We start from the raw sequence: 24,412 nt of genomic DNA, 5'->3' as shown, positions 1-24,412 counted from the left end.
TCCCTCGGGACTGCACGTTTGCTGCTGCTGTTGAGCCCCACCCTTGCCCCCAACTGCACTTCCACGAGGCTAGGCGAGCAGTTTTCCGCCGGAGGCTTCCATGTAGCACTTGCCGCAGAGCGACTCGTACCAAACGTCTTCGCCGTCGATGGCGACCTGCTCGCCGTCGAACACCACGTCCTGGCCCACTCGGCGGGTGTTGAAGATGGCCTTACGGCCGCAGCGGCAGATGGTCTTGAGCTCCTCCAGCGCGTGCGCTATCTCAAAAAGGCGTGCCGCGCCCGGGAAAGCACGGGTTTTGAAATCCGTGCGGATGCCATAGGCAATGACCGGCACCCCGTCCTCCACAGCGATCTTGAACAGGTCATCAACCTGCTGCGGGGTGAGGAACTGGGCCTCGTCGATGAGCAGGCACGCCACAGGTGCCACATCCACATGCTGCACGAGCGCCTCGGGGTCATCACCGGCAGCATGGGCGGCAAATTCGGCGCGGGCGTCATCCCCGGGCTGGAGCAGGAAATCCACATCACGGGACATGCCAAGCCGGGACACGATCTCCCCCGCACCCTTGGTGTCAATACCGGGCTTTGCCAGCAGGACCCGTTGTCCCCGCTCCTCGTAATTGAAAGCCACCTGCAACAACCCCGTGGACTTGCCCGAGTTCATGGCACCGTAACGGAAGTAAAGCTTGGCCAACGTGGATCCTTTCAAACGTTTCTGCGTGTGCGGGTCGGCACCAAGCGCTGGGGCCGACTAGGCCAGGCCGAGCTCGTCCTTGCCGAAGATGAACAGGTACGGGACACCTGCTTCGGCCTCGATGCGTTCCTTGGCGCCGGTATCGCGGTCAACAATCACGGCGACGGCGGTGATGTTGCCTCCTGCCCTGCGCACGCCTTCAACAGCTGTCAGGGCGGAACCGCCCGTGGTGGAGGTGTCTTCCAGGACCACCACGTTGCGTCCGTCAACTCCGGGGCCTTCAACCTGGCGGCCCATGCCGTAAGACTTCTGGGCCTTGCGGACCACGAAGGCGTCAATGGCGCGGCCAGCATCACCGGCGGCATGCATCAGGGCTGTTCCGACAGGGTCTGCACCCATGGTCAAGCCGCCGGCGGTCTCAAACTCAATGCCGGCGTCGTCCAGCATGGCCAGCATGACGCGGCCGGCCAGGCGGGAGGCCTCGTGGTGGAGGGTGATGCGGCGCAGGTCGATGTAGTAGTCGGCTTCCTTGCCGGAGGACAAGGTCACCTGGCCGTGAACAACGGCCAGTTCCTTGACGAGTTCGAGCAGGCGGGCGCGATCGGCAGCGAGAGTCTGTGTCATGGCAACTATTCTACCGGGGGACGTTTGGGCAGGCTGTACACGCCGACGCTAGACGCACGATTGGCCGCAACTGACAGCTGCCCCGCACATCAGCCAAAATGTGTTGGCGGGCATCTGCAGGTGACCGAGGCGAGTGGCGCAAAAGTTGCCCTGCTTCAGGTATTCCGGGGCCGGATTCGGGGGCGTAAAGTCTGATTCATGAGGACACCAGCTCCCGGCCTTCACGTGCTTCGCGCCGGAGAGGGTGACGTCACCGGAGAACCAGGCTTGCTTGACCGCTATCTCCTCGAAAGTGCTGCGTCGGGCGGGCTTGTGGCAATGGTGGAACACGTGCTGGCGCCGCGGGTTCTCGCGGCACCGCTGCATCGGCACAGCCGCGAGGACGAATACACCTTTGTGCTCGAGGGCACGTTGGGCGTGATCGAGGACGGGGTGGAGCTCACCGCGACCATTGGCGACCTTGTCTCGAAACCGCGGGGACGCTGGCACACGTTCTGGAACGCAGGCGAGGACACCCTGCGCGTGCTTGAGATCATCTCTCCGGGCGGGCTCGAGAATCTTTTCCGGCGGCTCGGCGAGCCCGGTGGCGAATACGACCCCGAGACGCTCACCCCGCTTGCCGCTGCCTATGGATGCGATTTGGACTTCGAGGGGACCATGCCGCTCGTGGAGAAGCACGGGTTGGCGTTCTGACCGGGCCAGCCTGCCGGGGCGGTGCAAGCGACGCACGCAACACCGCCGAAATACGCGCACGCTAGGCTAGTCGTATGCGCGAACTACAGGCTCAGATCATTAGCGAACTCGGCGTCCAGGCACGCATTGAACCGGCTGCGGAAATCACCCGGCGGGTGGCTTTCCTGAAGGATTACCTCAAGGCCACGGGCACCAAAGGCTTTGTGCTGGGCATCAGCGGCGGCTTGGATTCCACCCTAGCCGGCAGGCTGGCGCAGCTTGCCGTTGAAGAACTGGCCGAAGAGGGCATCGACGCCAATTTCATAGCCGTCCGGCTGCCGTACGGCGTGCAGCATGATGAGGCCGACGCGCAAAAGGCTCTGAAATTCATCGACGCGAAGACGGAGCGAACGTTCAACATTGCCCCCGCCGTTGACGGTTTTGAGGCGGAGTTCGCCAAGACCGCCACCAAGGACGTCTCGGATTTCAACAAGGGCAACATCAAGGCCCGCTCCCGCATGATCGCCCAGTACGCGCTGGCCGGCCATGACAACCTGCTGGTCATTGGCACTGACCATGCGGCGGAATCCGTCACCGGGTTCTTCACCAAATTTGGCGACGGCGGGGCGGACATCCTGCCGCTGTTCACCCTGAACAAGCGCCAGAACCGGGCCCTGCTCCAAGCGTTGGGCGCCCCTGAGCAGCTGTTCAACAAGGTCCCCACGGCCGATCTGCTGGACGGGCGCCCGGGCCGCACCGACGAGGATGAGCTGGGCATCACGTATGAGGAAATCGACGACTACCTCGAGGGAAAGGACATCCCCGAGGCGGCCGCCGAGTCGATCGAGCGCCGATTCCGCCAGTCCCGCCACAAGCGGACTACGCCCGTGACAGTGCTTGACTCCTGGTGGAAATAGTTCAGGGCGCCAATTACACCGTCAGTGAGTCCACGTAGTCCTGGTTCTCGCTGATCCACTTCTCGATGATGGGCGTGTACTCCTTGGTATCCGTGCCGTTGAACATGGCGTTCTCCAATGAGTACAGCTTTTCCGAGTCCATTTTGAAGTTCTTCAACCAACCGTCAAGAACTGGGTAGTCCGCATCGAAGTCCAGACGGGAGTATCCGTAGATGCCTTCGGCCGCGCCCAATGCACCCTTGGGGTCCTTCAAGTCCTTCACGGGGAAGGCGTCGTAAGCCCAGTGCGGACGCCACAGGGTAACCACAATGTTCTCACCCTTACTGGTCGCCGTTTTCAGTTCGGAGAGCATGGCTGGGGTGGATGAGGTGATGTACTCCATCTTGTCCAAGCCGTAGCCGGGGATGACTTCCTCGGTGGTGACCTTAGTCAGGCCGGCTGCGGGCTCAATGCCAATAATCTTGTTGTTGAACTTGTCAGCATTTGCAGCCAACTCGTCCAAGGAATTAATGGGAGCGTCTTCGTTGACGGCAATGGTCAGCGAGGCTTCATCATTCCACTGCCCCAGTTCGGAGATCTTCTCCCCGTATTCCGCGAGCAGATCGGCGTGGGTGACAGGTAGCCAGGTGTCCAGTGTCAGGTCATAATCACCGGTAGAGAGGCCGGAGAACACGGGTGCGACGTCGGCGCTTTGCAAGGTGACGTCGTAGCCCTTCCGGTCCAGAATCACTTTCCACAGCTCGGAGGCGGCGATGCCTTCATCCCAGCCGTTGAAGACAGCAATGGTGACGTCTTTCTTGTCACCGTTCTCCACGGTGCCGCCCTCGGCACCTGTTCCACAGGCACTCAGGCCCAAAGCCAGTGTTGCCGCGATGGCGGCGAACCCCATAAATTTCTTGTTCATTGTTCATTCCTTTCTATGGCAGCGCAGAATTGAGCAGCCGCGATTGGTTGTGAATCTCGTGTGTCCGCAGTTAGGCGGCTTTGGTGCTGGTCCGGGTCTTGCTCTTGCTCTTGCTCTTGCCGAGGCTGGCCGTGACCCGGTCAAGGAAAATAGCCAAAATGACGACGGCGATGCCGGCTTCGAAGCCCAGCCCAGCATCGATGCGGCTCAGACTGGCAACGACGTCGCCACCCAGACCGCCGGCACCGACCATGCCGGCAATGACCACCATGGACAGCGAGAGCATAATGACCTGGTTGACGCCGGCCATGATGGTGGGCCGGGCTAGGGGGAGCTGGATTTGGCGCAGGATGCGTCCCGGACTGGAACCGAAGGCATGCCCGGCTTCAACCACTTCCTTGTCCACGCCACGGATGCCCAGCTCGGTGAAGCGGACCCCTGGCGCCATGGAAAAGATGATGGTGGCAACAATGCCGGGCACCACACCCACCCGGAACATGACCAAGGCAGGGATCAGGTACACCATGGCCGGCATGGTTTGCATGAAGTCCATAATGGGGCGCACAATCGCCGATACCCGCAGTGAACTGGCCGCCCAAATGCCCAGGGGAACACTGATGGCCACTGCCACCACCGTTGCGATAATGACCAGGGCCAGGGAATCCATGGCATTGGACCATTGATCCACGCCAACAATCACACCAAAGCCCACCATGGTGCCCACACCGAGTTTCCAACCACTGGCCCACCAGGCTATGGCAGCAAAAACAAGAATGACTGCCCAGTAAGGCGGTGCAGCAAGCAACCACTCAAGCCCGTCATAGGCGCCCACCAGAATACTGCGGATCAGGGCGAAGAAACCGTCCAGTGACGTTGTCAGCCAGTCCAAGCCAACCTCAACCCAGTCGCCCAGGGGAATCCTAAAATCCGGGGTCATTTTGCTTCTCCTTCGGTCTGAGCCAAAGCGGCCGTCACCATTTGTTCCGGGATGGGCGCAACCGCCACCTCAACCACGGGGAATTCGGACGTTGTTGAGGGAACATTGCCCAACGCCGCCAGCAGCGTGACCCGGGGCAGGGCACCCACCAGCTTGCCGCCGTCGTCCACCACGGGCAGCGGAATGGGACTCTCCACGGCCCGGCCAAAGAGATCGTTCAGGGCGGTCTCCGGGCTAACGGGTTCAATGCCGTTGCGCACCACGGCGGCCAAATCGGTGGCACGCTTCTCCACCTGGGCCATGACGTCCCGGTCGCGGACAATTCCCTGGTACTTGCGGCGCCGGTCCACCACAAAGGCCGCCGAAACCTGCAGGTCGCGCATGGTGCGCAGGGCGTTGCGGGGCCCGCCGGAAATGGTGACAACAGCCAGGGGCGGCTCCATGACACCGCCGGCCGTCAGCACGCGGGTCCTGTCCACATCCTGCACAAACTGGGCCACATAGTCGTTGGCCGGATTGGTCAGAATTTCATCCGGTGTCCCAATCTGGACGATCTCACCGTCACGCATTACAGCGATCCGGTCGCCCAGGAACATGGCTTCGTTGAGGTCGTGCGTGATGAAAACAATGGTCTTGCCAAGCTCGGCCTGCAACACCACCAGCTGTTCTTGCATTTCGCGCCGGATCAGCGGGTCGAGGGCGGAAAACGCCTCGTCCATGAGCAGGATGTCCGTCTCGGCGCAGAGGGCGCGGGCCAGGCCCACACGCTGCTGCATGCCACCGGAAAGCTCGGAGGGGTATTTTGCGCCCCAACCACCCAACCCCACCATGGACAGGATCTTTTCGGCCCGGGCAGTGCGGTCGGCCTTGGCGACGCCCTGGATTTCCAGCGCGTAGGCGGCGTTCTCCAGCACCGTGCGGTGCGGAAGCAGGGCAAAGTGCTGGAAGACCATGGAGATCTTCTTCTGGCGGACCTTGCGCAATTCCTTGTCGCTGATGGCGGAAATGTCTGTTCCGCCAACCACCACGGACCCTTGGGTCGGTGCCCACAGGCCGTTCAGGGTGCGGATCAGCGTGGATTTCCCGGACCCGGACAGGCCCATCACCACAAAGATCTCACCCTTTTTGACGTCAAAGCTGGCGTCAATGACCGCTGCTGTGCCCAGCGCGGTGAGTTCGGCTCGCTTCTTGCCTGCCTTGAGGCGTTTGATAACTTCGGCAGGGCGTTTGCCGAAAACCTTGTAAACGTTGCGCACACTCAGGGCGTTTTCAGTCTCGGTGCCGCCCTGCGTTGATTCTTGATTACTTGCGTTGTGTGTTGCTTCGGACACGTAGTACCCATCTACGCAGCGCTCCGCCCCGAACGGCTCAGCTTTCGCTCGCTTTCGGTGGTTTCAGCGCCGCAATTGGTGTTCTCGTGCTGCAGGCGTGTTACGCGTCAAACTCTTCGCTTTCCCGCATACTCCGGCCGGAGCAGCAAGAAAAGACGGTTCCGCATTCAATGTGCGGAGAACGGGAAGCTATCCCTACCGCCAGTTCGAGCGCCTGAGTCTGGCTGCAACACTTTTCACAAGATTTTGCGAGACTGTGAGCAGTTGCCTGCAGGCTTTTCGGTGTACTGGTTCGTCTTCAACGCTAACAAAGACACTTTCACTAAAAGCGTAATAGTCATGTCTTTGGCGCCCCGAAACCCCCGCCACTGCCCTCCCGGTCCTGCCCCGACGGGGCGAGGGAAGCGTTACGGCTTTGTGACCTTAGGCAACTAATTTGCGTTGTTGCGCTGCCCCTCAGGTGTCTTAGCCCACTTTTGGGCGTCTTTCCTTCCCTCTTGCCGCCAACCGTGGCGTGCTGTTTATCAGCCGGTACGGGCCATGTGGGCGAGTTAACTTGATAGCTTTGGTACGTGAAGATTGCTACCTGGAATGTGAACTCGTTGCGTGCCCGTGCCGACCGTGTGGAGGAGTGGTTGCGCCGCACTGATGCCGACGTGCTGGCCATCCAAGAAACCAAGTGCAAGGACGAGAACTTCCCCTGGGAGCTCTTTGAAAACAACGGCTACGAGGTGGCCCACTTTGGCTTCAGCCAGTGGAACGGCGTTGCCATCGCCTCCCGCGTGGGCCTTGAAAATGTGGAGCGCACCTTTGTGAACCAGCCCGCGTTCGGCAAGGGCGGCAAGGATCCCGTCCAGGAGGCCCGGGCCATCGCAGCGACGTGCAACGGTGTCCGCATTTGGAGCCTGTATGTGCCCAACGGCCGCGCCCTGGATGACGAGCACATGCCCTACAAGCTCCAGTGGCTTGATGAGCTCAAGAATCAGGCAACAGGCTGGCTGGCCGAGGATCCCAACGCCCAGATTGCCCTCATGGGCGACTGGAACATTGCCCCGCAGGACGACGACGTCTGGGACATCGACTTCTTCATCGAGCAGGGCCTGACCCACGTCAGCGCACCCGAGCGGGCAGCGTTCGCCGCGTTTGAAGCGGCAGGATTTGCCGACGTCGTCCGTCCCCTCAATCCGGGACCGGGCGTCTACACGTACTGGGACTACACGCAGCTGCGTTTCCCCAAGCGCGAGGGCATGCGCATTGACTTTGTGCTGGCGTCCCCGGCGCTGGCGGCCCGTGTCACGTCGGCCGAAATTGACCGTGAAGAACGCAAGGGCAAGGGCGCCTCTGACCACGCCCCTGTCATTGTGGAACTGGACTAGGCCATGGCGGCGGGCTTGTACTTGGGCGGGGTGCAGCTCCCCTTTGTCTCCAGCCTGCGTGTTTATTTGCCGCGCGAGGCGTACACGAGCGCCGAGTTCGCCTATCTGCAGGACCATCTTGACGCCGAACAAAACGCCGTCAGCGTCGATGCCGCCGAACTGGCCGATTCCCTGGGCCGGATCAGCCGCTCCCGCCCCAATCCACTTCCGACGACGGCCGGGGAGCGGGTGCGGGTGCTCATGATGGGCGACGGCGAGCCCCTGCTCTACGCACCAAATCAGGTGGTTGCCCGGTCCATTGCCGGCGCCACAGAGTTGCTCAACGGCACCATGTCCCAGCTGGCCACGCTGGTCCTCTCCCAGGACGAGTGGGCGGACACGCTCGGCGCCGCCACGGCCACCCCGCTGCTGGAACTGCCCCTGCAAACCCGCACCTCCACCTGGGGGGTGCCGTTTAGTTGGTTCGTGCTGGTTTACGCCAATGACCGCATGGAAGTGGTGGAATCCAACGGCCGGATTCTGACTGTGCGCGCCCAGGTGCCACTCCCGGTGGCCGCCGCACGGGCGCAGAGGACGCTGCGGATGCTGGCCGCCATGGCCCCGGACCTGGAACTTTTCGGCGAGCTGGATGACCTCAACACCTGGTTGTCCGGATTCAATGAGGGCGGCGTGGTGGAGCTGGACTATGGCCCCCTAGCCAACCGTCTGCATCCCGATGACTCCCCCGCGGATGTCCACATGGGCCTGCAGTGCCTGGCCGACGGCGATTTCACGGCCGCCGCCGCCGCGTACCGCAGGCTGAGCAACCGCTGGCTGCCCATCCGTCAACTGGCCCGGGCTAACTGAGGCCAGGTCACTTTAGCTATGTGCGCTGCCGCCAGCGAGAATGGCGCCAGTCTGAAAGCGGCAGTACAGTCTTTAGCTGACGAAGAAGCTAGGCTCGGGACTGGTACGGGGCCGTGGATTCGCGCTGGATCAGCGTGAAGGGCATGTGTTCCTGATGGATGGCGCCCGTCTTCCCGTCCAACTCCGCCAGCAGCATTTGTGCAGCCAGGAGACCGTGTTGCACAGGCTTTTGCGCAATGGTGGACAACCCGGCGGGCGCTGAGAAATCGTGGTCGTCAATGCCGATGACGGACAAGTCCGCCGGAATACGAATACCGCGCCGGCGTGCCTCAAACATCAGCCCGAGCGCCATCTCGTCGGAGCCACAAAAAATGGCTGTGGGGCGCTCGCCCGGCAGCTCAAATAATCTGGCGGCCGCGGCGGCTCCCTCACCAACCGTGAAATCCCCGGCAACGTTCCATTCCGGGCGGAATTCCAGACCCGCCCGGCGCAAGGTTGCCTCGAATGCCTCCGAGCGCAGGGTGGGAACCATGAAATTCTTCTCGTCGTTGATCCCCCCGCGCAAGTGACCTATTTTCGTGTGCCCCAAATCGATCAGGTGCTGGGTGGCAGCGGCGGCTGCCGCGGCGTCGTCAATGTGGACGCCTTGGCAGCCCGCCACCGGCCCACCCACGGAAACCATGGGAATGTGGGTAAGCTGCAGTTCGGCAAGTTCCGCCGCGGAAAGCCCAAGGCACAGCACCACCAGTGCGTCGATCTGCTTGCGCACCATCTGTTCAGTGAAGCGGCGCTGCTGGCCATGCCGGTAGCCGCCCAGACTGAACAACAGCAGGTTGTAGCCGTGCTCCCGGAGTTCCTGGTCAATGCCCTCCAACGCGTGGGCAAAGTACCAGCGGTCAATGAACGGAACCAGCACTCCCACCGTCTTGGTTCGGCCTGTGGCCAATCTTGTGGCCGACGGCGACGGCACATAGCCCATTTCCTGGGCCACGGCCAGCACCCGCGCACGTGTGGCAGGGTTGACTTTCGGCAGTCCGCGAAGGGCGCGGGAGACTGTGGCGGTAGAAACGTCCGCACGTGCTGCGACGTCGTCAATGCTGACCCTCATGCCTGTTCCTCTCCCAAATCACTAGCCGATGCCGTCGGGCACGTGGCCATAGTGCCCGACGGCGGACGTGCGCTACTGCGGCCGCCTGCCCCTCCGGGCTGGCAGCTTCCGGCGAAGCCGGATCATGCCCCACAGTCCCAAACAAACCAGCAACAATCCTAGCGCCCACATGAGTGCCGGCTCTCCTGTGATCTCCAGCCAGAGCGTCACAGCAAAGAGCACAACCGCCCAAAAACCAAGAAATCCGATGATGATGTCAAAGTCCTCGGCACTCTTCTGCTTACTCGTGGGGATGTGCAGGGCGTCTGGCTTCGCCGGCTGATTCCGGGAGGTACGTCCCATGGCCTACTTCACCGCCCCTGCCGTAAGTCCTGCCACGATTTTTCGCTGGAAGATCAACACCAGGACCACCAGCGGAATGGTGACCACGGTACCCGCGGCCATCACCGCCGTATAGGGTTCCTGGTGTGGCTCGGATCCGGCAAATCGGGCAATGGCAACAGTGACGGTTTGGGTAGCGTCATTGGAGAGAATGCTGGCCATCAAGTACTCGCCCCAGGCCGCAACGAAGGCCAGGATGGCGGTGGTGAACACCGCAGGTGCCGCCAACGGCATGATGATCCGCCGGAATGCCTGACCCTGGGTGCACCCGTCAATCCGGGCCGCCTCTTCCAACTCCCAGGGCATTTCCCGGAAGAAGGACGTCAGCGTGTACACGGTCAGCGGCAGCACAAATGAAATGTTTGGAATGATCAGCGCCTGGTAGGTGCCGATCCAGCCAATGTTGCCAAACAGCTGGAACAGCGGGGTGACGATCGCAACCCCCGGGAACATGGATGCGCCGAGGATGACGCCCAGCACCAGGTACTTGCCCCGGAAGGTCAGCCGTGCCAGCGCGTAGGCGGCGAACACACCAAAGGTCAACGCCACAAGGGTGGTGACACTGGCTATGAACAGGGAGTTCAGCAGGGCCAGGTCTAGGTGGTTGCCCATGGCAGAGGAAAACGCCGTCTTGAAGTTGTCCAGGGTCACGTGCGTAAAGAACGGTGTCGAGTCGTAGGTGTAGCCCACGTCACGGAAGGCTGTGACAACCATCCAGTACACCGGGAGCAAGCACCAGATGACAATCACGGCGGCACTGACGTACGTGCGGGTGCTTGCCCAGTTTTCCCGGCGGCGGGCCACAGATTTGGCGGCTGCGGTGTGGTCCTTCACGGTTGAGGTTGTGGAGCTCATTTGATTTTCCCCTTTGCAACGCCGCTGGCGGATTCAACAGCGTTGGCTCCGAGGAACCGCACAAAGATGAACGCCACCATGAAGATGATCAGGAAGGTGATGGTGGACAGGGCCGCGGCGGCGTTGAAGCCCACGCGTATCTGCTGGACCACCAGGATGGACAATGTGGCGGTGCCATTGGCGCCGCCGGTCATGACGGCCGGAAGGTCGTACATGCGCAACGCGTCCAGGGTGCGGAACAAGATGGCCACCATGAGTGCCGGCTTGACCAGCGGCAAGGTGATGAGCCGGAACCGCTGCCATGCGGTGGCACCGTCAACCTTGGCCGCTTCATACACTTCGGCGGGAATCATTTGCAGTCCGGCCAGGATGAGCAGCGCCATGAACGGCGTGGTCTTCCAAACATCGGCAATGATGATGGCCGCCTGGGAGGCACCCTGGCTGCCGGTCCACAGGATGTCGGTATGGAACACTTTGTTCACGATGCCGTCAAAGGCAAACATGAAGAACCACAGCTTGGCCGCCACTGCGGTGGGGATGGCCCACGGCACCAGCACCGCTGCCCGCAACGCGGTCCGGCCCCTGAAGGCGCGGGCCATAATGACGGCCATCCAAAAACCCAGGACGGTCTCAAAGAAGACTGTGACAACGGTGAAGAAGAAGGTGACACCCGTGGCGCTCCAGAACTGGGCACCCAATGTTCCGGGCGGGCAGCTGGCCGCCCCCGTGGGCGACTCACACTGTTGGAATAGCCAGTGAATATAGTTGGCAAGACCGGCAAAACCGCCAGCCACAAAGCTGCCCGTCACCGGGTCAAGGCCCTCGTCCTGCTGGAAGGACATGTAGATGGCGTTGAGCACCGGGTACAAGATGACGATGGCCAGCACTATCAGGGTGGGCGCAACCAGCAGCGCCGCTGCCCGCCCCTGGGTCTTTTCCTTGCGGTCTTGGCCGACTTCCTTGTTAGCACCACCCTCGCGGGCTGTCTTTCGGCCGGGGTGTGCCCCCGGTTCAAGCTGTGTAGACATGCTGATTTCCTTTCACCACGACTCTGTGTGTGGCATCACGGTCGGTGATGCGAAGAAGAGGCGCTGCGGAGTTCCCGGCGCGGTTGACCGCCACCGGGAACGCCGCCCGCGCGCTGCTGACGGGCTACTTTGACCCTGCAGCGGCGATGGCCGCCTGCATGTCCGTCATCGCCTGATCAACAGTCTTGGTCCCGCTGATGGCGGCGAAGCTGTTTTGCTGGATCGCCAACGTCACTGCCGGGTAGAACGGCGTAACGGGCCGCGGCACAGCGTTCTGGATGGAAGTCAGCAGCACCGGCAGATACGGCAGCTTCTCAACCAGCTCAGCGTCGGTGTAGAGGCTTTCCAGCACCGGTGCCAGGGATCCCTGGGTCGCGTAGAACTTCTGAGTTTCTTCGGTGATCATGAAGGCCGTGAAGTCCTTGGCCGTAGCCTTGTACTTCGAATCAACACTGATGGCCAGGCTATGGCCGCCCAAGGTGGATGCGCCGGGGCCAACCTTGCCCGGGAGCGGGGCAATCCCAAAGGTGTCCTTGACCGTGGAGGACCCCTCCGACTTCGCCAGGTTATAGACGTAGGGCCAGTTGCGCAGGAACATCAAGTTTCCGTCTTGGAAGGAGATCCTGCCCTGCTCTTCCTGGTAGGTCACAGCCTGCTTGGGGATGTTCCCGTCCTTGTAGGCCGCAACCAGGTTGGTCATCCCGGCCTTTGCCTCGGCGGAGTCGACCGTGGCCTTGCCATCCTTGTCAACAATGGTGCCGCCGGCGGTGTTGATGGCCTCGGCAACGTTCACCGTCAAACCCTCATACTGGGCAAACTGCCCGGCATAGCAGTCAATGCCCTTGTCCTTGGCGATGGGGCACATGCTCATCATCTCCTCCCACGTCTTGGGAGGTGTTGCAACAAGGTCCTTGCGGTAGTAAAGGATGCCGCCGTCGGAGGTCTGCGGCGCGGCATACAGAGTGTCCTTGTAGGTTGCCGCTGCCACGGTTGCCGGCAGGAAACCGGTGGTGTCAATGGCCATCTTGTCCTTCAGCGGCTGCAGCCAGCCCTTGGCGGCGAACTCAGCCGTCCACACCACGTCAACGCTGGCAACGTCATAGTCGCCGTTCTTGGCCTGGAAACGCTGGACCAGGTCGTCGTGCTGCTGGTCGGCCTTGTCAGTCTGCTCCTTGAACGTGACCGTCTCGTTGGGGTGGGCCGCGTTCCACTTGTCCACCAAGGGCCGGATCACCTCGGAGTTGTCCTTGCCCTGAACGTAGGTGATGGGCCCGCGGGCGTCTAGGTTTTCCGACGCCGCACCACCGCCGCCGCCCGTGCCCCCGCCCGTCCCGCCGCCACAAGCGGAAAGAGCCAGCGTGAGCACAGCGGCAGCTGCCAACGGCTTGTACATCCTTGAAGTCTTGGTTCTCATACTCGTTCTCCTAAAGTGAAAATCTACGATTTGCAGCGCGCAATTCATGACGCTGATTGAAGTGGTGTAGCTCACACTAGTAAGATGTGATGCAATAGTGCAAGCGCTTACACCATTTCGTTACCGTTTTGTTTCTGGAGGAAACCATGACGCTTTTTCAGCAGGCCACCGCCACACCCTGGTGGGCCAGTGCCGTGATCTACCAGATTTACCCGCGTTCATTTGCCGACGGAAACGGCGATGGCATGGGTGATCTTCACGGAATTTCCAGCAAATTGGAGTACCTGGCCGAGCTGGGCGTAAACGCCGTTTGGTTGTCACCGTTCTACCTCTCACCTCAAGCCGACGCCGGTTACGATGTGGCGGATTACCGCCGGGTTGACCCGCTCTTCGGCGACCTTTCAGACTTTGACGAAATGCTGGCCAAGGCCCACAATCTTGGTCTGCGCGTCATCGTTGACCTTGTCCCAAACCACACCTCCGACGAGCACGTGTGGTTCCAGGAGGCGCTGACGTCTCCCGCAGGCTCGGCAGCCCGCAATCGCTACATTTTCCGGGATGGCTTGGGCATTGACGGCAACCTGCCGCCCAACAATTGGCGTTCGATCTTTGGCGGCATGGCCTGGACCCGGCTCCTGGAGGACGGCATCCCGGGCCAGTGGTACCTGCACCTTTTCGACACCAAGCAGCCGGATCTGAACTGGGAGAATCCGGAGGTTCATCAGGAAATGGAATCCGTGCTGCGATTCTGGCTGGACCGCGGCGTGGACGGCTTCCGCGTGGATGTGGCGCATGGGATGGTGAAGGCGCCCGGCTTGCCGGATTGGGCCGGGCATGCTGCCATGGTCTCCGGCGACGAGGCGGACGCCTCCGCCGCGCCCGTCGTGGTGCCCGGGCAAAAGCCGGCCTTGGATCCGCCGTCGCCGTTCTTCGACCAGGACGGTGTCCACGAGATCTACCGGGCCTGGAACCGTGTCCTGAAGGAGTACGACGGCGACCGCATGTTGGTTGCCGAGGCTTGGGTTGAGCAGCCGGAACGGTTAGCCCTGTACGTCCGCCCGGACGAGATGCAGCAGGCCTTCAACTTTGAGTTCCTTCTGGCCGGGTGGGACGCCGAACGCATCGCCTCGGCCGTGGAGAACTCCTTGGCGGCCAATGCAACGGTTGGCGCACCAGCTACGTGGGTGCTCTCCAACCACGACACCGTCCGCCACCCTTCCCGCTTTGGCCTGACGGACCCCACAACGTTCCCGAAGGGGATCAGCGCCGCGGACGAACAGCCGAATGAGGCCCTGGGGCTTGCCCGGGCGCGGGCAGCAACGCTATTGATGCTTGCCCTACCCGGCTCCGCCTACCTGTTCCAGGGCGAGGAGCTTGGCTTGCCCGAGCACACAACCCTGGCTGCCTCGGTGCGTCAGGATCCAGCATTCTTCCGCACCAACGGCGTTGAACGTGGCCGTGATGGGTGCCGCGTCCCGTTGCCCTGGAAGGCAGGCGAGCCGGGGTACGGGTTTAGTGCCACTGCTACCTCAAAAGATGCGGCCGGCAATCCGTGGCTGCCGCAGCCGGAGTCCTTCGCCAACTATGCCGAGGATGCGGAAGCTGGCGTATCCGGGTCCACGCTGGAGCTGTACCGCAATGCCCTGGGGCTGCGCGCGGCACATGGGCTGGGCCGGGGCACACACGCTTGGGCGCCCGAACATGATCCCTCCTCGGGCATCGTTGCATTCAGCAATGGGCCAATAACGGCGGTGGCCAATGTTGGCGTTGTCCCGGTTGCACTGCCGGAGGGGGCAAAGGTTGTGCTGTCCAGCGGCGCGGATGCGGTTTCCAACAAGACGCTGGCGCCAAACTCGGCCGTTTGGGTGACCAAGTAAAAATGCGGCGACCCCGGGGCCATCAGCCCCGGGGTCGCCGCACGTGCACGTGGCGTCTACTTGTCGTGCTTGAAAATGCCAGCAATCTTTGCGCCAAGGCCCTTGGCGTGTTCCGCCGCGTCTCCGGCAAATTCCTTCACATTCTCAACGGCGTCTTCAGTGAATTCCTTCACGTTCTCCACGGCGTCCTCGGCGAATTCCTTGATGTTCTCGCCCGCGTCGCCAGCAAATTCCTTCGCCTTTTCGGTGGCGTCCGCGGCAACTACTTTCGCCTTCTCGGCTGCATCGCCAGCAAAATCCTTGGCTGCGTCAACAACCGAATTCTCGGAATTGTTCTCAGACATGTTTTTCTCCCCTGCAGTTGAAGTGCTCCCCGGGCACCCTTGCGCCCGGGGGTGGTGATGAACGTTACCCTAGCGGACTCGCTCGGCTTTCGTGAACCGTGACCTGGCCGCGCTTCCGATGCTCAGCACTACAGGGACTTCGAATCCCAGCAACTCATCCAAGGCCGCCACCAGCTCCGCTATTTCATGCCCCAGAAGATGCGGCGCAACTCCCTGCCTCGGCAGGACACGCACCTTGAGCGCAGTTTGTTGGCGGAAGTCATAACTCGTCACGGAAACCCCAAACACATCCGTGCGCTCCAATAGTGCGCTTTTGAGTGCCTGCTCAGCCACGGCGCAACTGAGCCGGACGGCCCCGGCGGCACCGTCGTCGTCCGCATTTCCAGGAAAGTCCAGGAGAGTGTTGGCGCGGCCCTTTCCCTGGTTGGCAATCCACGAAATCATAAGGATCACCAGCACCAGCAACAGTGCGGCCACGGCGATCCAGACCCAGCTTTGGGAGGTCAGGATCAGCCGCGACCTCTCCACGTAGTCACTGAGCCATGCCACCTGGTTGTGCGCATAGTTTTGCCACCAGGCGGCAGCCGCGGGCACTGCCGCCACTACCACCAGGCCCGCCCCGGCCACCAGCAGCACCAGGCCGATCAGGCTCAGCAGGAATCTATTGAGACCGCGAGGTGTGCCGTTCATACGCCTATCACCCCGCTCGTTGCCAATTTCACTGCCACAGCCGGCTGGGGGTCCAGGTCCATGGCGGCCAGTTGGGACTCCACGGCCACCTGGATCTTTTGCTCCGACAAGCGGATTCCCGAGGTGGGCCGGACGTTGACCTGCACCAGGCGTGCCGAGACCACCACCATAACTTGTTCACGGGTGACGCCCGCCGCCATACGGGCGGACTTGGCCAGGGCGGACGCTATGACCTCGTCATCAACCACAATCGCCACCCGCGGGTTGGCAATCACGTGGCGGGCTCGGCGGCCCGGAAGCAGGCCGTTGCCCAGGAAGATCAAGCCCACCAGGGCCATGAGGACTCCCGCTGCGCCGAGCAGGATCTGCGGGTACGGCCCCGGCAGATCGGCAAGCCAGGTGAGCGCGTCGAGGGGGTGCACCAACCAGGCCGGCTGGCCCAGCGCGGCTAGGACCGACTCCAACAGCGCATAAATGGCCGCCACCGTGACAAGAATTGCCGCCACCACGGACAGTCCCGAGCGCGGCGAGTGGGTCTCCCGGCGAAGCACCCGCGTCATGAAATCACTCACGAAACCCTCCCGTCGTCACGCGTCAAAAGGGCTGAAATGCGCACATCCACCCGGCTCACCTGGGAACCGGTCAGGTGCTCAACCTGGGCCAAGATGCGGGCCTTGGCAGCCGTGGCACGGGCCAAAACGCTGCCGCCGCTCTTGGCCACGCGCTCGGGGCTACGCAGCACTTCGTGCAGGGCCGGGGCACCCATGGGCGCGGAAATGGCCAAGGCCAGCGCCCCGGCGTCGTCGGAGAAACTCACCCTGACCTGCGCCGGCGGAACGGCAAGAACATCCGCGGCGGCAACCTTGGCCACTGAGGTGAGGGCCTGGGTGCTGATGCGGTTGTGACCGGCAAACAGGGTGGCGTTGGCGGGTGGCTGCGTGTTTTCGCTCACGACGACGAACGGCGGCCGGTGAGGGCGTCGAGGACACCGCGCCAATCAAGTTTTCCGCCGGCCGCGCGGCCCACAAAGGCACCGACTGCAATGAACACCGCCGCAACGATGAACCCCCAGAATCCGAAGGCGAAGGCCATGAACGCCAAAAATGCCCCAAACGCCGCGCCCACTATGCTCAGATTCATGACGGTTCCCCTGTTTCTTTTGCGAGATTCATGGCGGGCTCCGAGGCCTCGGCGCCCGCGGGTTTGACGGCAGCGCCCAGCCGCTCGGTCAACCGTGTGCGTGCCGCAGGCTTTTCAGCGTCAGGTGCAGGGATGTGGACGTCCGTGATCTCAATGTTCACTTCGATGACGTTGCGCCCCACCAGTTCCTCCACCGCGGCATAGACAGCCCTGCGGACAGCATCGGCCAGGCTTTGCAGCGGGTAGCCGTATTCGGCCAGCAAAATGATGTCCACCGCCACCTGGGATTCACCAACCTCCACCCGTACGCCCTGCGTGAGGTCCGTGGCGCCAACCACCTCACGAATGGCTCCGATGGACCGTGAAGCCCCCGAGCCAAGAGCGTGGACGCCCGCAACACCACGGGCGGCAATGCCAACCACCTTGGCCACGGCTGTTTCGGCGATGACCGTTCGCCCCTGGGTTTCCTCGTTGCTGGTGGCAGGAATCTGTGACGCCTGGTTGTGCGAGTCCATGAACGGGCCCTTTCTGTTTCCTTTACGGTAAGCCTATGCACCGAATAGTTGAGGGGCAACGCCGCGAGGGATTGCAAACATCTAGAAAAGAGTCTTTTATTTCCAGGGAAATTTTTTATTCATGGGGCAATGATTTGGGCCAGCGGCTTATACCGAGCACTAATGCCTGAAATGTGACCACAATCACTGCGCAAAGATGGCTTCCACGCCCCACCCCCCTCGGGGCAACCGGCTGGCGAAAGTGGCTTGTTAAACTAGAAAGACCCCGATTTCTCGGGGTCTTACTGGTGGCTCCGACCGGCGTCGATCCGGTGACCTTTCGATTTTCAGTCGAACGCTCTACCAACTGAGCTACAGAGCCTTGGTGATCTGAAAATCCTCGTCACCAGATTCCCTTGGACTAGCCAAGACAACCAAAGCGACCCTGACGGGACTCGAACCCGCGACCTCCGCCGTGACAGGGCGGCGCGCTAACCAACTGCGCTACAGGGCCATACTCGATACTGCTTTTTGTTTCCCTCACCCTCTCGAGTGATTTTCACGAGTTATAGCGTACCAGCTTTTTTCAAGCTGATTTACCACTCACTCGCAAGTACCCCCAACGGGATTCGAACCCGTGCCGCCGCCGTGAAAGGGCGGTGTCCTAGGCCGCTAGACGATGGGGGCCTAAGTCAGCTTCTGTCCTCTGCGTTGTTTCCAGCGCTTCGGTCCGAAGTGGACTCCAAAAACTATAGGGGCATTTTGCCCAGAACGCAAAACGAGCATCCCCGGCCCCATTTCCAGGCCAGGCTCACTAGGCTGAAACCATGCAAGAGAACCCCCTGGCAGGCATCCCCCACTTTGGCCCTTACGCCATGACTGAAGCCGATTTCGATGCTGCGGTCCAGGCAGCCGTTGCCCGGATCCCGGCTGAGCTGCGCGCCCAGATGGACAACGTGGCGATCTTCATTGCCGAGGACTACACCCCCGGCCCCGGCGAGGCCCCGGACACGGTGCTGCTGGGGCTCTATGAGGGCGTGCCGCTAACCGAGCGGGGCCTTGGCCTGGATTCAGGCTCCCTGCCGGATACCATCACCATCTTCCGCCAGCCCATCCTGGAGCTGTGCACCAGCTATGAGGAGGTCATCCACGAGGTCATCGTGACAGTGACCCATGAGATCGCCCATCACTTCGGGATCAGTGACGAGCGGCTGCACGAACTTGGCTGGGGATAAATCACACACTTGTAGTTCTTGGTGCTGGTGTTACTGGTGTTGCCAAAGCGTTCAGAGTGGCCGTAGTGTCAGATTAGTTATGCCAATCAGCCCGCGAATTTCCGCGGAAAATGGCCCTGCCGAGCGGGCTATTCACAGGCCCCACTTTCGGCTCCACAGTAAGGCAACTGGATGAGAATGCGCTTTTTGATTCGTGGCACCACGGCCTTGAGCTGCGCCGTCCTAGCTTCGACGGCCTTCGTTGCCCCGTCCTTTGCCGCGTCCGGGGCCGTCGCTGCCACGGCCCTCCCGGCGAGTAGCATCACCACCGGCACCATCACAGCCAGTACTGCAGCGTTGCTTGGCGCTGCGCTGCAACCGTTCAGCCCCGCCATCCCCAGCGCGGACGACATCGCCAAAGCCAAGGAATCCGAGGCCGCAACGGCAGCCGCATCAGCGAAGTTGGAGGCCATCCTCAGCTCAGCCAATGACAGGCTGCAGGCATCCACCGTGGCGGCCATGGGCGCCAACAGCACCTATACGGATGCCCTGGTGACCCTTGAAGAGCGCACAGCCCACGCCGAAGCGGCCACGGCAAAGGCCACCGAAGCCGCGTCGGCCCACAAAAACGCCAAGTCCCAACTGGGACAGCTGGCCGGCAGCCTCTACAAGAGTGGTGGCTTGAACTTGGGTGTTCAGACCATCTTGAGCAGCTCAGACACCGATGACACGCTCTACCAGGCCGCAACCCTCATGGCCCTGAGCGCCAACCGCGCACACACCTTTGACGCCGCCCAAGCCGCAGCCGCCACGTCCGCCGCCTTGAACGCCCAAGCCGAGGCTGCCACCAAGGCCGCCGGCGAGGCCGCAACAACCGCTGAGGCTTCCCGCACCCAGGCGCAGGGAGCTGCCGACGCCCAAGCCGCCGTCGTAGCTGAGAATCAAAGCCAGCGTGACGTCCTGCTGCAAAGGCTGGCAACCTTGCACAACACCACCACGGCACTTGAGGGCGCCCGCGTGGATGCGCTGGCCCGCACGGCGCAGGAGGAGGCCCTGAAAGCCCAAATTGATGCCTCCACCAACGCCCCGGCTCCCGAACGGCCACCAGTTGTGGCACCCAAACCGTCAGCACCCAACCCTTCAGTGCCCAACCCTCCGGTACCCAAGCCGCCGGTGCCAACCCAGGCGCCGAAACCGCCGGCACCCACCACTCCCCCGCCCGTGAAACCGCCAGTCAAGCCACCCGTGGTCGTGCCACCAAAGCCCACTCCGCCGCCGTCGGGGTCCTACACCCAGGTCATGGTGAATTACGCCATGTCCAAGATTGGCGGACCCTACCAGTGGGGCGGCAACGGGCCGCGGGCGTTTGACTGCTCCGGACTGGTTCAGCAAGCGTTCGCATCAGCAGGAATTTCGGTGCCGCGCCAAGGCAGCGACCAGTTCTGGGCTGCCCCTCAGCGTGTGCCGCTCTCACAAATGCGTTACGGGGACCTGCTGGTGTTTGATGACAACGGATCCGGCCGGTTTGGCCACATCGCGATCTACATTGGCAACGGTCAGGTGGTGCAGGCCCTGAACCCAAACCAGCCGATTGGCATCACGCCGTTGTCATATATGTCGGGCATGAGGCTTTACCCCTACGCGGCAAGGTACTAAAACTGCTGTCAAATACGAGGGTCCCGACGCACTGAGTGCGTCGGGACCCTCGTATTTGACGTGGTCGCTGAGCTAGGCCTGAAGGAGCGGACCAAAAGCCGAACGGTCGTCCTGGCGCGGATCTTCACGATCCCGAACCACCATGATGGGCCCCTTTGCGTGGTGGCGGACCCCGTCGGTGGTGGAGCCGAGCATCATGCCGGCAAAGCCGCCGCGGCCCCTGGTGCCCATGACCACCAATTCCGAGGTCTCCGAGGCCTTCACCAGCTCCTCCACGGCAGAGCCTTCAATGAGCGCAACCTCGATGGGAAGCGTGGGGAAATGGCTGCGAATCCACTTTTCACCGGCGTCGAGCTGCTGCTGAATTTCGGCAAACAGCGCCTCGCGGTCCACCGGCGCCGGCATCCATGCGAGTGAGCCCGTGTAGGGTTTGACGGCGCAAATAATGCGCAGTATTGCCCCCGAGCGTTCCGCTTGTTCGGCAGCGAGCAGGACGGCGTAGCGGGCATGCGCGGACCCGTCCACGCCCACAGTGACAACGTTTTCAATGACGGGCGCGGGCTTCTCACTCGGGGGCCCCTCGCCCAGGCGCCGCGCACAGCTCAGGGGCACGGTGACGGTGGGGCATTTGGCATGGGCCGGCAGGGCGGAGCTGACGCTGCCCAGGAGCCGCCCAATGAAGCCGCCGCGGCCGCGGGAGCCAAAGACCAGCAATTGCGCGGATTCGCTCAACTCCAGCAGGACCCCTGCCGCGTCGCCGTTTTCAACCCTGGCGTCCATGGCCACGTCCAGGTGAGCCACCTTGGCGGCAGCCTCGCGAAGGACAGCCTCCGCGCCTTGGCGGATGACGTCGTCGTCCACGGTTGCATACCCGCCGTCGAGCCCCGAGGCGGCAAATATGGGGACTGTGTAGGCCGTGACAAGGTGCAGCGGAAGGTTGCGGAGTTTGGCTTGGCGCGCGGCCCATATCAAGGCGCAATTACTTTGATCCGAGCCGTCAATGCCCACAACGATTCCTGTGGGTGCCGGGATGGGTTCCGGCGTTGCCGCCTGCGGTGATTGCTCTGGGGTGCTCATGCTGCGCCTCCTTGTTCAGCGTGCTGCAAGGGGTGAGGGTGCCATGACGCCTCCCCTTCGCGGCCTGTACCTGTGACTATTGCTGTTTAGGCCTAGCGCGTCAAGTTGTCCCCGCCGGGGCGCGTGAAATGGCACGTCATCTGCGGCCGTACCCAAGTGTGGCCCCCATATGAAAGAGTGAGGTGAATATCACTTTTTTGGGATTGGGGATCCATGCTGCAACTGCTCAAGACGGCCCTGGCACACGGGCAAAATGGCAATCTTCCGGCCCCCGAGACGAACTGGGCAGCCGCCAGCATCGCCTGCGCCGGCCTTCCGACCCCGCTGGCGGTGCTGGATGTGCAGGCGCTTTCCTTCAACGCGGGCGCCCTGCTGCGCCGGGCGGGAGGCAAGCCCATCCGGGTTGCCAGCAAGTCCATCCGGTCCCGGGAGGTGCTGCGTGCTGTGCTTGCGCAGGACGGCTTTGCGGGGATTCTGGGGTTCACACTGCCCGAGGCCCTGTGGCTGGCAGCAGACCCCTCAAATGTGTTTGACGATGTTGTGGTGGCTTACCCCACGGCGGACGGTCAGGCATTGCGGGCCCTAGCCGTGGATCCCGTGGCCTGCGAGCGCATCACCTTGATGATTGACTCGACCGAGCACCTTGCGTGGATGGCGGCATCGCTGGCCAGTGTCACTCCGGCGGCTCCCATCCGGCTCTGCATGGACCTTGATGTGTCGTGGCGGCCCAGCGTGCGGGGCCGGGCACTGGGGCACATCGGTGTGCGACGTTCCCCGGTGCGCACCGGCGCGGACGCCATTGCCATGGCACTGCAGATCGACACGCATCAGCGCGGCGGCGTCAAGCTCTTCACACTGGTGGGGCTCATGGGGTACGAGGCCCAAATAGCGGGCCTGCAGGACACTGCGCACACGGGCAACAGGGCCGCCGATCTGGCCAAGTCGCAGATTCTGCGGGCGATTCAACGGTCCTCGATGGCGGAGATCATCCACCGCCGCGGCAACATTGTGGCTGCTGTGCGCAATGTGACCGATCTTGAGTTCGTCAATGGCGGCGGCACCGGCAGCCTGGAGCTGACACGTGCGGATACCTCGGTGACGGAGCTGGCGGCAGGGTCGGGCCTGTTTGGGCCAACACTGTTCGATGGGTACTCCCGCTTTGATCCCGCCCATGCTGTGGGGTTCGCGGCCCCCGTGGTCAGGCGTCCGGCCCCGGACATGGTTACGGTCCTGGGCGGCGGCTGGATTGCCTCGGGCCCACCCGGCGCCGACAGATCGCCCATTCCCGTCCACCCGCCGGGGCTGTCCCTGCTGGGCACGGAGGGCGCCGGCGAGGTGCAGACTCCGCTGCGTGGCGCCTCCTCCGCCCAGCTGCGTATTGGCGAGAACGTCTGGTTCCGGCACGCCAAGTCCGGTGAAGTGTGCGAGCACGTGGATGCCTTGGAGATGCTCGACGGCGGCAACAGGGTGGGCGCGGCGCCCACCTACCGTGGTGAAGGGAAGACTTTTGTATGAGTGAGTGGCGCAATTGGGCTGGGGATCAACGCTGCACGCCCAGCTCTGTGGAGCGACCCAGCACAGTTGCCGAGGTTTCAGCACTGGTGATGGTTGCCGCCGGGTCGGGCACCACCGTCAAGGCGGTGGGGGCAGGGCACAGTTTTACTGACATCGCCCTGGGCAGCGGGGTTCAGTTGCGCCTGGACGGCATCAGCGGGCTGCTCGGGGTGGACAGGGCAGCCAAACGGGTAACTCTGGCGGGAGGCACTCGCCTGCATGACGTTCCTGCCCTCCTGCGGCCCTACGGCCTGGCCATGGAGAATCTTGGCGACATTGACAGGCAGTCCATTGCCGGCGCCATTTCCACGGGCACCCACGGCACCGGATTGACGTTTGGCGGCATTGCCACCCAAGTGCGCGCACTGACCCTGGTGAGCGGAACCGGGGAGGTGTTGCAGTGTTCCGAGACTGAGAATGCCGAAATCTTTTCGGTGGCCCGGGTAGGCTTGGGCGCCCTGGGCATCATCACCTCCGTCACATTGCAGTGCGTGGACGCCTTCATGCTGCACGCGGTGGAGCGGCCCGAGCCCCTCGCGGCTGTTTTTGAGTCTTTGTCCGAACGCCAGCTCGCGGCCGATCATTTTGAGTTTTATTGGTTCCCGCACACGCAGATGGCGCTGACCAAGACCAACACCCGGCACGCTCCGGGGACGCTCCCACCCGGGGTGGCCCCCTTGTCCGCCAGAGCCCACGTCGTGGATGACGTCCTGGTCTCCAATACCTTGTTCTCCGCCCTGTGCAATGTGACCAGCAAGGTGCCCGCTGTCATCCCAAGAGTCAATGCCATGGCCTCAAAGTTGACGGGGAACAGGGAGTTTGCCGACGCCTCCCACAAGGTGTTCGCCACCAAGCGGACCGTGCGGTTCCGGGAAATGGAATACGCCGTCCCGCTGGACGCGATTCCCGCCGTGCTGAGCGAACTCGACGCCATGATTGCGCGCAAGGGCCTGCGGGTGTCTTTTCCCGTTGAAGTTCGCAGCGCAGCTGCCGACACCATCGCCCTGTCCACGGCGCATGACAGGGCAAGCGGGTACATTGCCATCCACCAGCACATCAAAACAGCCCCCTTTGAGTATTTCAAGGCCGCCGAAGAAATCTTTGCCGCATACGCCGGAAGGCCGCATTGGGGCAAGTGGCATTTTCTCCAATCGAAAGACTTTGACCGGCTCTATCCAGAGCTTGAAAAGTTCTGTAAGGTTCGAGATGTTCTCGATCCCAACGGGGTGTTCCGCAACGCCTATCTTGACCGGGTCCTACTCTGATTCGCATCGCAA

The 24,412-nt window shown here is 62.4% G+C and carries 26 protein-coding genes and 3 tRNA genes; 9 read left to right on the top strand and 20 right to left on the bottom strand.

Annotated elements, in window-relative coordinates:
* Window positions 1-69 precede the first annotated feature (69 nt).
* Both ACX80Q_RS06895 and pyrE read right to left on the bottom strand, forming a co-directional pair.
* Window positions 70-696, bottom strand: coding sequence for a thymidine kinase (locus ACX80Q_RS06895; protein ID WP_459329782.1), 627 nt, complete (start codon window positions 694-696; stop codon window positions 70-72).
* Between the two features lie 57 nt (window positions 697-753).
* Window positions 754-1,320 (bottom strand): orotate phosphoribosyltransferase, encoded by a 567-nt coding sequence (gene pyrE, locus ACX80Q_RS06890; protein WP_459329781.1) that lies wholly within the window; start codon window positions 1,318-1,320, stop codon window positions 754-756.
* Between the two features lie 198 nt (window positions 1,321-1,518).
* Between pyrE and ACX80Q_RS06885 the strand changes: the two genes are divergently transcribed.
* Window positions 1,519-2,013: a cupin domain-containing protein gene (locus tag ACX80Q_RS06885; RefSeq protein WP_459329780.1), complete on the top strand. Its 495-nt coding sequence runs from the start codon at window positions 1,519-1,521 to the stop codon at window positions 2,011-2,013.
* A gap of 74 nt (window positions 2,014-2,087) precedes the next feature.
* A complete protein-coding gene (gene nadE / locus ACX80Q_RS06880; RefSeq protein ID WP_459329779.1) occupies window positions 2,088-2,909 on the top strand; it encodes an ammonia-dependent NAD(+) synthetase in 822 nt (273 codons plus the stop codon).
* A gap of 13 nt (window positions 2,910-2,922) precedes the next feature.
* On the opposite strand, the gene ACX80Q_RS06875 is transcribed toward nadE, so the two are convergent.
* The 3 genes from ACX80Q_RS06875 to ACX80Q_RS06865 form a co-directional block, all read right to left on the bottom strand.
* Window positions 2,923-3,813: a glycine betaine ABC transporter substrate-binding protein gene (locus ACX80Q_RS06875; protein WP_459329778.1), complete on the bottom strand. Its 891-nt coding sequence runs from the start codon at window positions 3,811-3,813 to the stop codon at window positions 2,923-2,925.
* Window positions 3,814-3,883: 70 nt separating this feature from the next.
* Entirely contained in the window at window positions 3,884-4,750 is an 867-nt protein-coding gene (locus ACX80Q_RS06870) for an ABC transporter permease (protein WP_459329777.1), read from the bottom strand.
* Entirely contained in the window at window positions 4,747-6,012 is a 1,266-nt protein-coding gene (locus ACX80Q_RS06865; protein ID WP_459329788.1) for a quaternary amine ABC transporter ATP-binding protein, read from the bottom strand. The genes ACX80Q_RS06870 and ACX80Q_RS06865 overlap by 4 nt, the downstream gene beginning before the upstream one ends.
* A 641-nt stretch (window positions 6,013-6,653) precedes the next feature.
* Between ACX80Q_RS06865 and ACX80Q_RS06860 the strand changes: the two genes are divergently transcribed.
* A complete protein-coding gene (locus ACX80Q_RS06860) occupies window positions 6,654-7,457 on the top strand; it encodes an exodeoxyribonuclease III (RefSeq protein ID WP_459329776.1) in 804 nt (267 codons plus the stop codon).
* Between the two features lie 3 nt (window positions 7,458-7,460).
* Complete coding sequence (locus tag ACX80Q_RS06855; RefSeq protein WP_459329775.1) at window positions 7,461-8,303, top strand: hypothetical protein; 843 nt, start codon at window positions 7,461-7,463, stop codon at window positions 8,301-8,303.
* 88 nt (window positions 8,304-8,391) lie between these two features.
* Here the strand turns inward: ACX80Q_RS06855 and ACX80Q_RS06850 are convergent, their stop codons facing one another.
* The 5 genes from ACX80Q_RS06850 to ACX80Q_RS06830 form a co-directional block, all read right to left on the bottom strand.
* Window positions 8,392-9,411 carry a LacI family DNA-binding transcriptional regulator gene (locus tag ACX80Q_RS06850; RefSeq protein WP_459329774.1) on the bottom strand — a complete coding sequence of 340 codons (1,020 nt, stop codon included), beginning with the start codon at window positions 9,409-9,411 and terminating at the stop codon, window positions 8,392-8,394.
* Between the two features lie 72 nt (window positions 9,412-9,483).
* The gene (locus ACX80Q_RS06845; protein WP_459329773.1) at window positions 9,484-9,753 is read right to left on the bottom strand and encodes a hypothetical protein; all 270 of its coding nucleotides are present in this window, start codon (window positions 9,751-9,753) and stop codon (window positions 9,484-9,486) included.
* 3 nt (window positions 9,754-9,756) lie between these two features.
* Window positions 9,757-10,647 carry a carbohydrate ABC transporter permease gene (locus tag ACX80Q_RS06840; RefSeq protein ID WP_459329772.1) on the bottom strand — a complete coding sequence of 297 codons (891 nt, stop codon included), beginning with the start codon at window positions 10,645-10,647 and terminating at the stop codon, window positions 9,757-9,759.
* Window positions 10,644-11,675 carry a carbohydrate ABC transporter permease gene (locus ACX80Q_RS06835; protein WP_459329771.1) on the bottom strand — a complete coding sequence of 344 codons (1,032 nt, stop codon included), beginning with the start codon at window positions 11,673-11,675 and terminating at the stop codon, window positions 10,644-10,646. Before ACX80Q_RS06835 ends, ACX80Q_RS06840 begins: the two co-directional genes overlap by 4 nt.
* 124 nt (window positions 11,676-11,799) lie before the next feature.
* Window positions 11,800-13,089 (bottom strand): ABC transporter substrate-binding protein, encoded by a 1,290-nt coding sequence (locus ACX80Q_RS06830; protein WP_459329770.1) that lies wholly within the window; start codon window positions 13,087-13,089, stop codon window positions 11,800-11,802.
* 146 nt (window positions 13,090-13,235) lie between these two features.
* Between ACX80Q_RS06830 and ACX80Q_RS06825 the strand changes: the two genes are divergently transcribed.
* Window positions 13,236-14,966 carry a glycoside hydrolase family 13 protein gene (locus tag ACX80Q_RS06825; RefSeq protein WP_459329769.1) on the top strand — a complete coding sequence of 577 codons (1,731 nt, stop codon included), beginning with the start codon at window positions 13,236-13,238 and terminating at the stop codon, window positions 14,964-14,966.
* A 56-nt stretch (window positions 14,967-15,022) separates the two neighbouring features.
* Here ACX80Q_RS06825 and ACX80Q_RS06820 read toward each other — a convergent pair whose 3' ends face one another.
* The 9 genes from ACX80Q_RS06820 to ACX80Q_RS06780 form a co-directional block, all read right to left on the bottom strand.
* On the bottom strand, window positions 15,023-15,310 hold the full coding sequence (locus ACX80Q_RS06820; protein ID WP_459329768.1) for a hypothetical protein: 288 nt from the start codon (window positions 15,308-15,310) through the stop codon (window positions 15,023-15,025).
* 69 nt (window positions 15,311-15,379) lie between these two features.
* The gene (locus ACX80Q_RS06815; protein WP_459329767.1) at window positions 15,380-16,000 is read right to left on the bottom strand and encodes a hypothetical protein; all 621 of its coding nucleotides are present in this window, start codon (window positions 15,998-16,000) and stop codon (window positions 15,380-15,382) included.
* Window positions 15,997-16,572, bottom strand: coding sequence for a hypothetical protein (locus tag ACX80Q_RS06810; RefSeq protein WP_459329766.1), 576 nt, complete (start codon window positions 16,570-16,572; stop codon window positions 15,997-15,999). The genes ACX80Q_RS06815 and ACX80Q_RS06810 overlap by 4 nt, the downstream gene beginning before the upstream one ends.
* Window positions 16,569-16,952, bottom strand: a complete 384-nt coding sequence (locus ACX80Q_RS06805) for a hypothetical protein (RefSeq protein WP_459329765.1) — start codon at window positions 16,950-16,952, stop codon at window positions 16,569-16,571. The genes ACX80Q_RS06810 and ACX80Q_RS06805 overlap by 4 nt, the downstream gene beginning before the upstream one ends.
* Window positions 16,949-17,140, bottom strand: coding sequence for a hypothetical protein (locus ACX80Q_RS06800; protein WP_459329764.1), 192 nt, complete (start codon window positions 17,138-17,140; stop codon window positions 16,949-16,951). Before ACX80Q_RS06800 ends, ACX80Q_RS06805 begins: the two co-directional genes overlap by 4 nt.
* Entirely contained in the window at window positions 17,137-17,655 is a 519-nt protein-coding gene (locus ACX80Q_RS06795; RefSeq protein ID WP_459329763.1) for an Asp23/Gls24 family envelope stress response protein, read from the bottom strand. Before ACX80Q_RS06795 ends, ACX80Q_RS06800 begins: the two co-directional genes overlap by 4 nt.
* Before the next feature lie 285 nt (window positions 17,656-17,940).
* Window positions 17,941-18,016: transfer RNA gene (locus ACX80Q_RS06790), tRNA-Phe, on the bottom strand.
* 58 nt (window positions 18,017-18,074) lie between these two features.
* A tRNA-Asp gene (locus ACX80Q_RS06785) sits at window positions 18,075-18,148 on the bottom strand.
* Window positions 18,149-18,248: 100 nt separating this feature from the next.
* Window positions 18,249-18,321 (bottom strand) — tRNA-Glu (locus ACX80Q_RS06780).
* A 140-nt stretch (window positions 18,322-18,461) separates the two neighbouring features.
* Between ACX80Q_RS06780 and ACX80Q_RS06775 the strand changes: the two genes are divergently transcribed.
* Both ACX80Q_RS06775 and ACX80Q_RS06770 read left to right on the top strand, forming a co-directional pair.
* On the top strand, window positions 18,462-18,869 hold the full coding sequence (locus tag ACX80Q_RS06775) for a metallopeptidase family protein (RefSeq protein ID WP_459329762.1): 408 nt from the start codon (window positions 18,462-18,464) through the stop codon (window positions 18,867-18,869).
* Window positions 18,870-19,040: 171 nt separating this feature from the next.
* Window positions 19,041-20,504, top strand: a complete 1,464-nt coding sequence (locus tag ACX80Q_RS06770) for a C40 family peptidase (protein WP_459329761.1) — start codon at window positions 19,041-19,043, stop codon at window positions 20,502-20,504.
* A gap of 72 nt (window positions 20,505-20,576) precedes the next feature.
* On the opposite strand, the gene ACX80Q_RS06765 is transcribed toward ACX80Q_RS06770, so the two are convergent.
* Window positions 20,577-21,581 (bottom strand): universal stress protein, encoded by a 1,005-nt coding sequence (locus ACX80Q_RS06765; protein WP_459329760.1) that lies wholly within the window; start codon window positions 21,579-21,581, stop codon window positions 20,577-20,579.
* 213 nt (window positions 21,582-21,794) lie between these two features.
* Here ACX80Q_RS06765 and ACX80Q_RS06760 point away from each other — a divergent pair, with 213 nt between their 5' ends.
* Both ACX80Q_RS06760 and ACX80Q_RS06755 read left to right on the top strand, forming a co-directional pair.
* Window positions 21,795-23,096 carry a type III PLP-dependent enzyme domain-containing protein gene (locus tag ACX80Q_RS06760; protein ID WP_459329759.1) on the top strand — a complete coding sequence of 434 codons (1,302 nt, stop codon included), beginning with the start codon at window positions 21,795-21,797 and terminating at the stop codon, window positions 23,094-23,096.
* Window positions 23,093-24,400, top strand: coding sequence for a D-arabinono-1,4-lactone oxidase (locus ACX80Q_RS06755; protein WP_459329758.1), 1,308 nt, complete (start codon window positions 23,093-23,095; stop codon window positions 24,398-24,400). Before ACX80Q_RS06760 ends, ACX80Q_RS06755 begins: the two co-directional genes overlap by 4 nt.
* Window positions 24,401-24,412 lie beyond the last annotated feature (12 nt).

Source organism: Arthrobacter sp. HLT1-20, from assembly GCF_054510895.1.
Note: the sequence above shows the minus strand (reverse complement) of the source record. Positions and strands in the feature narration are given on the sequence as shown.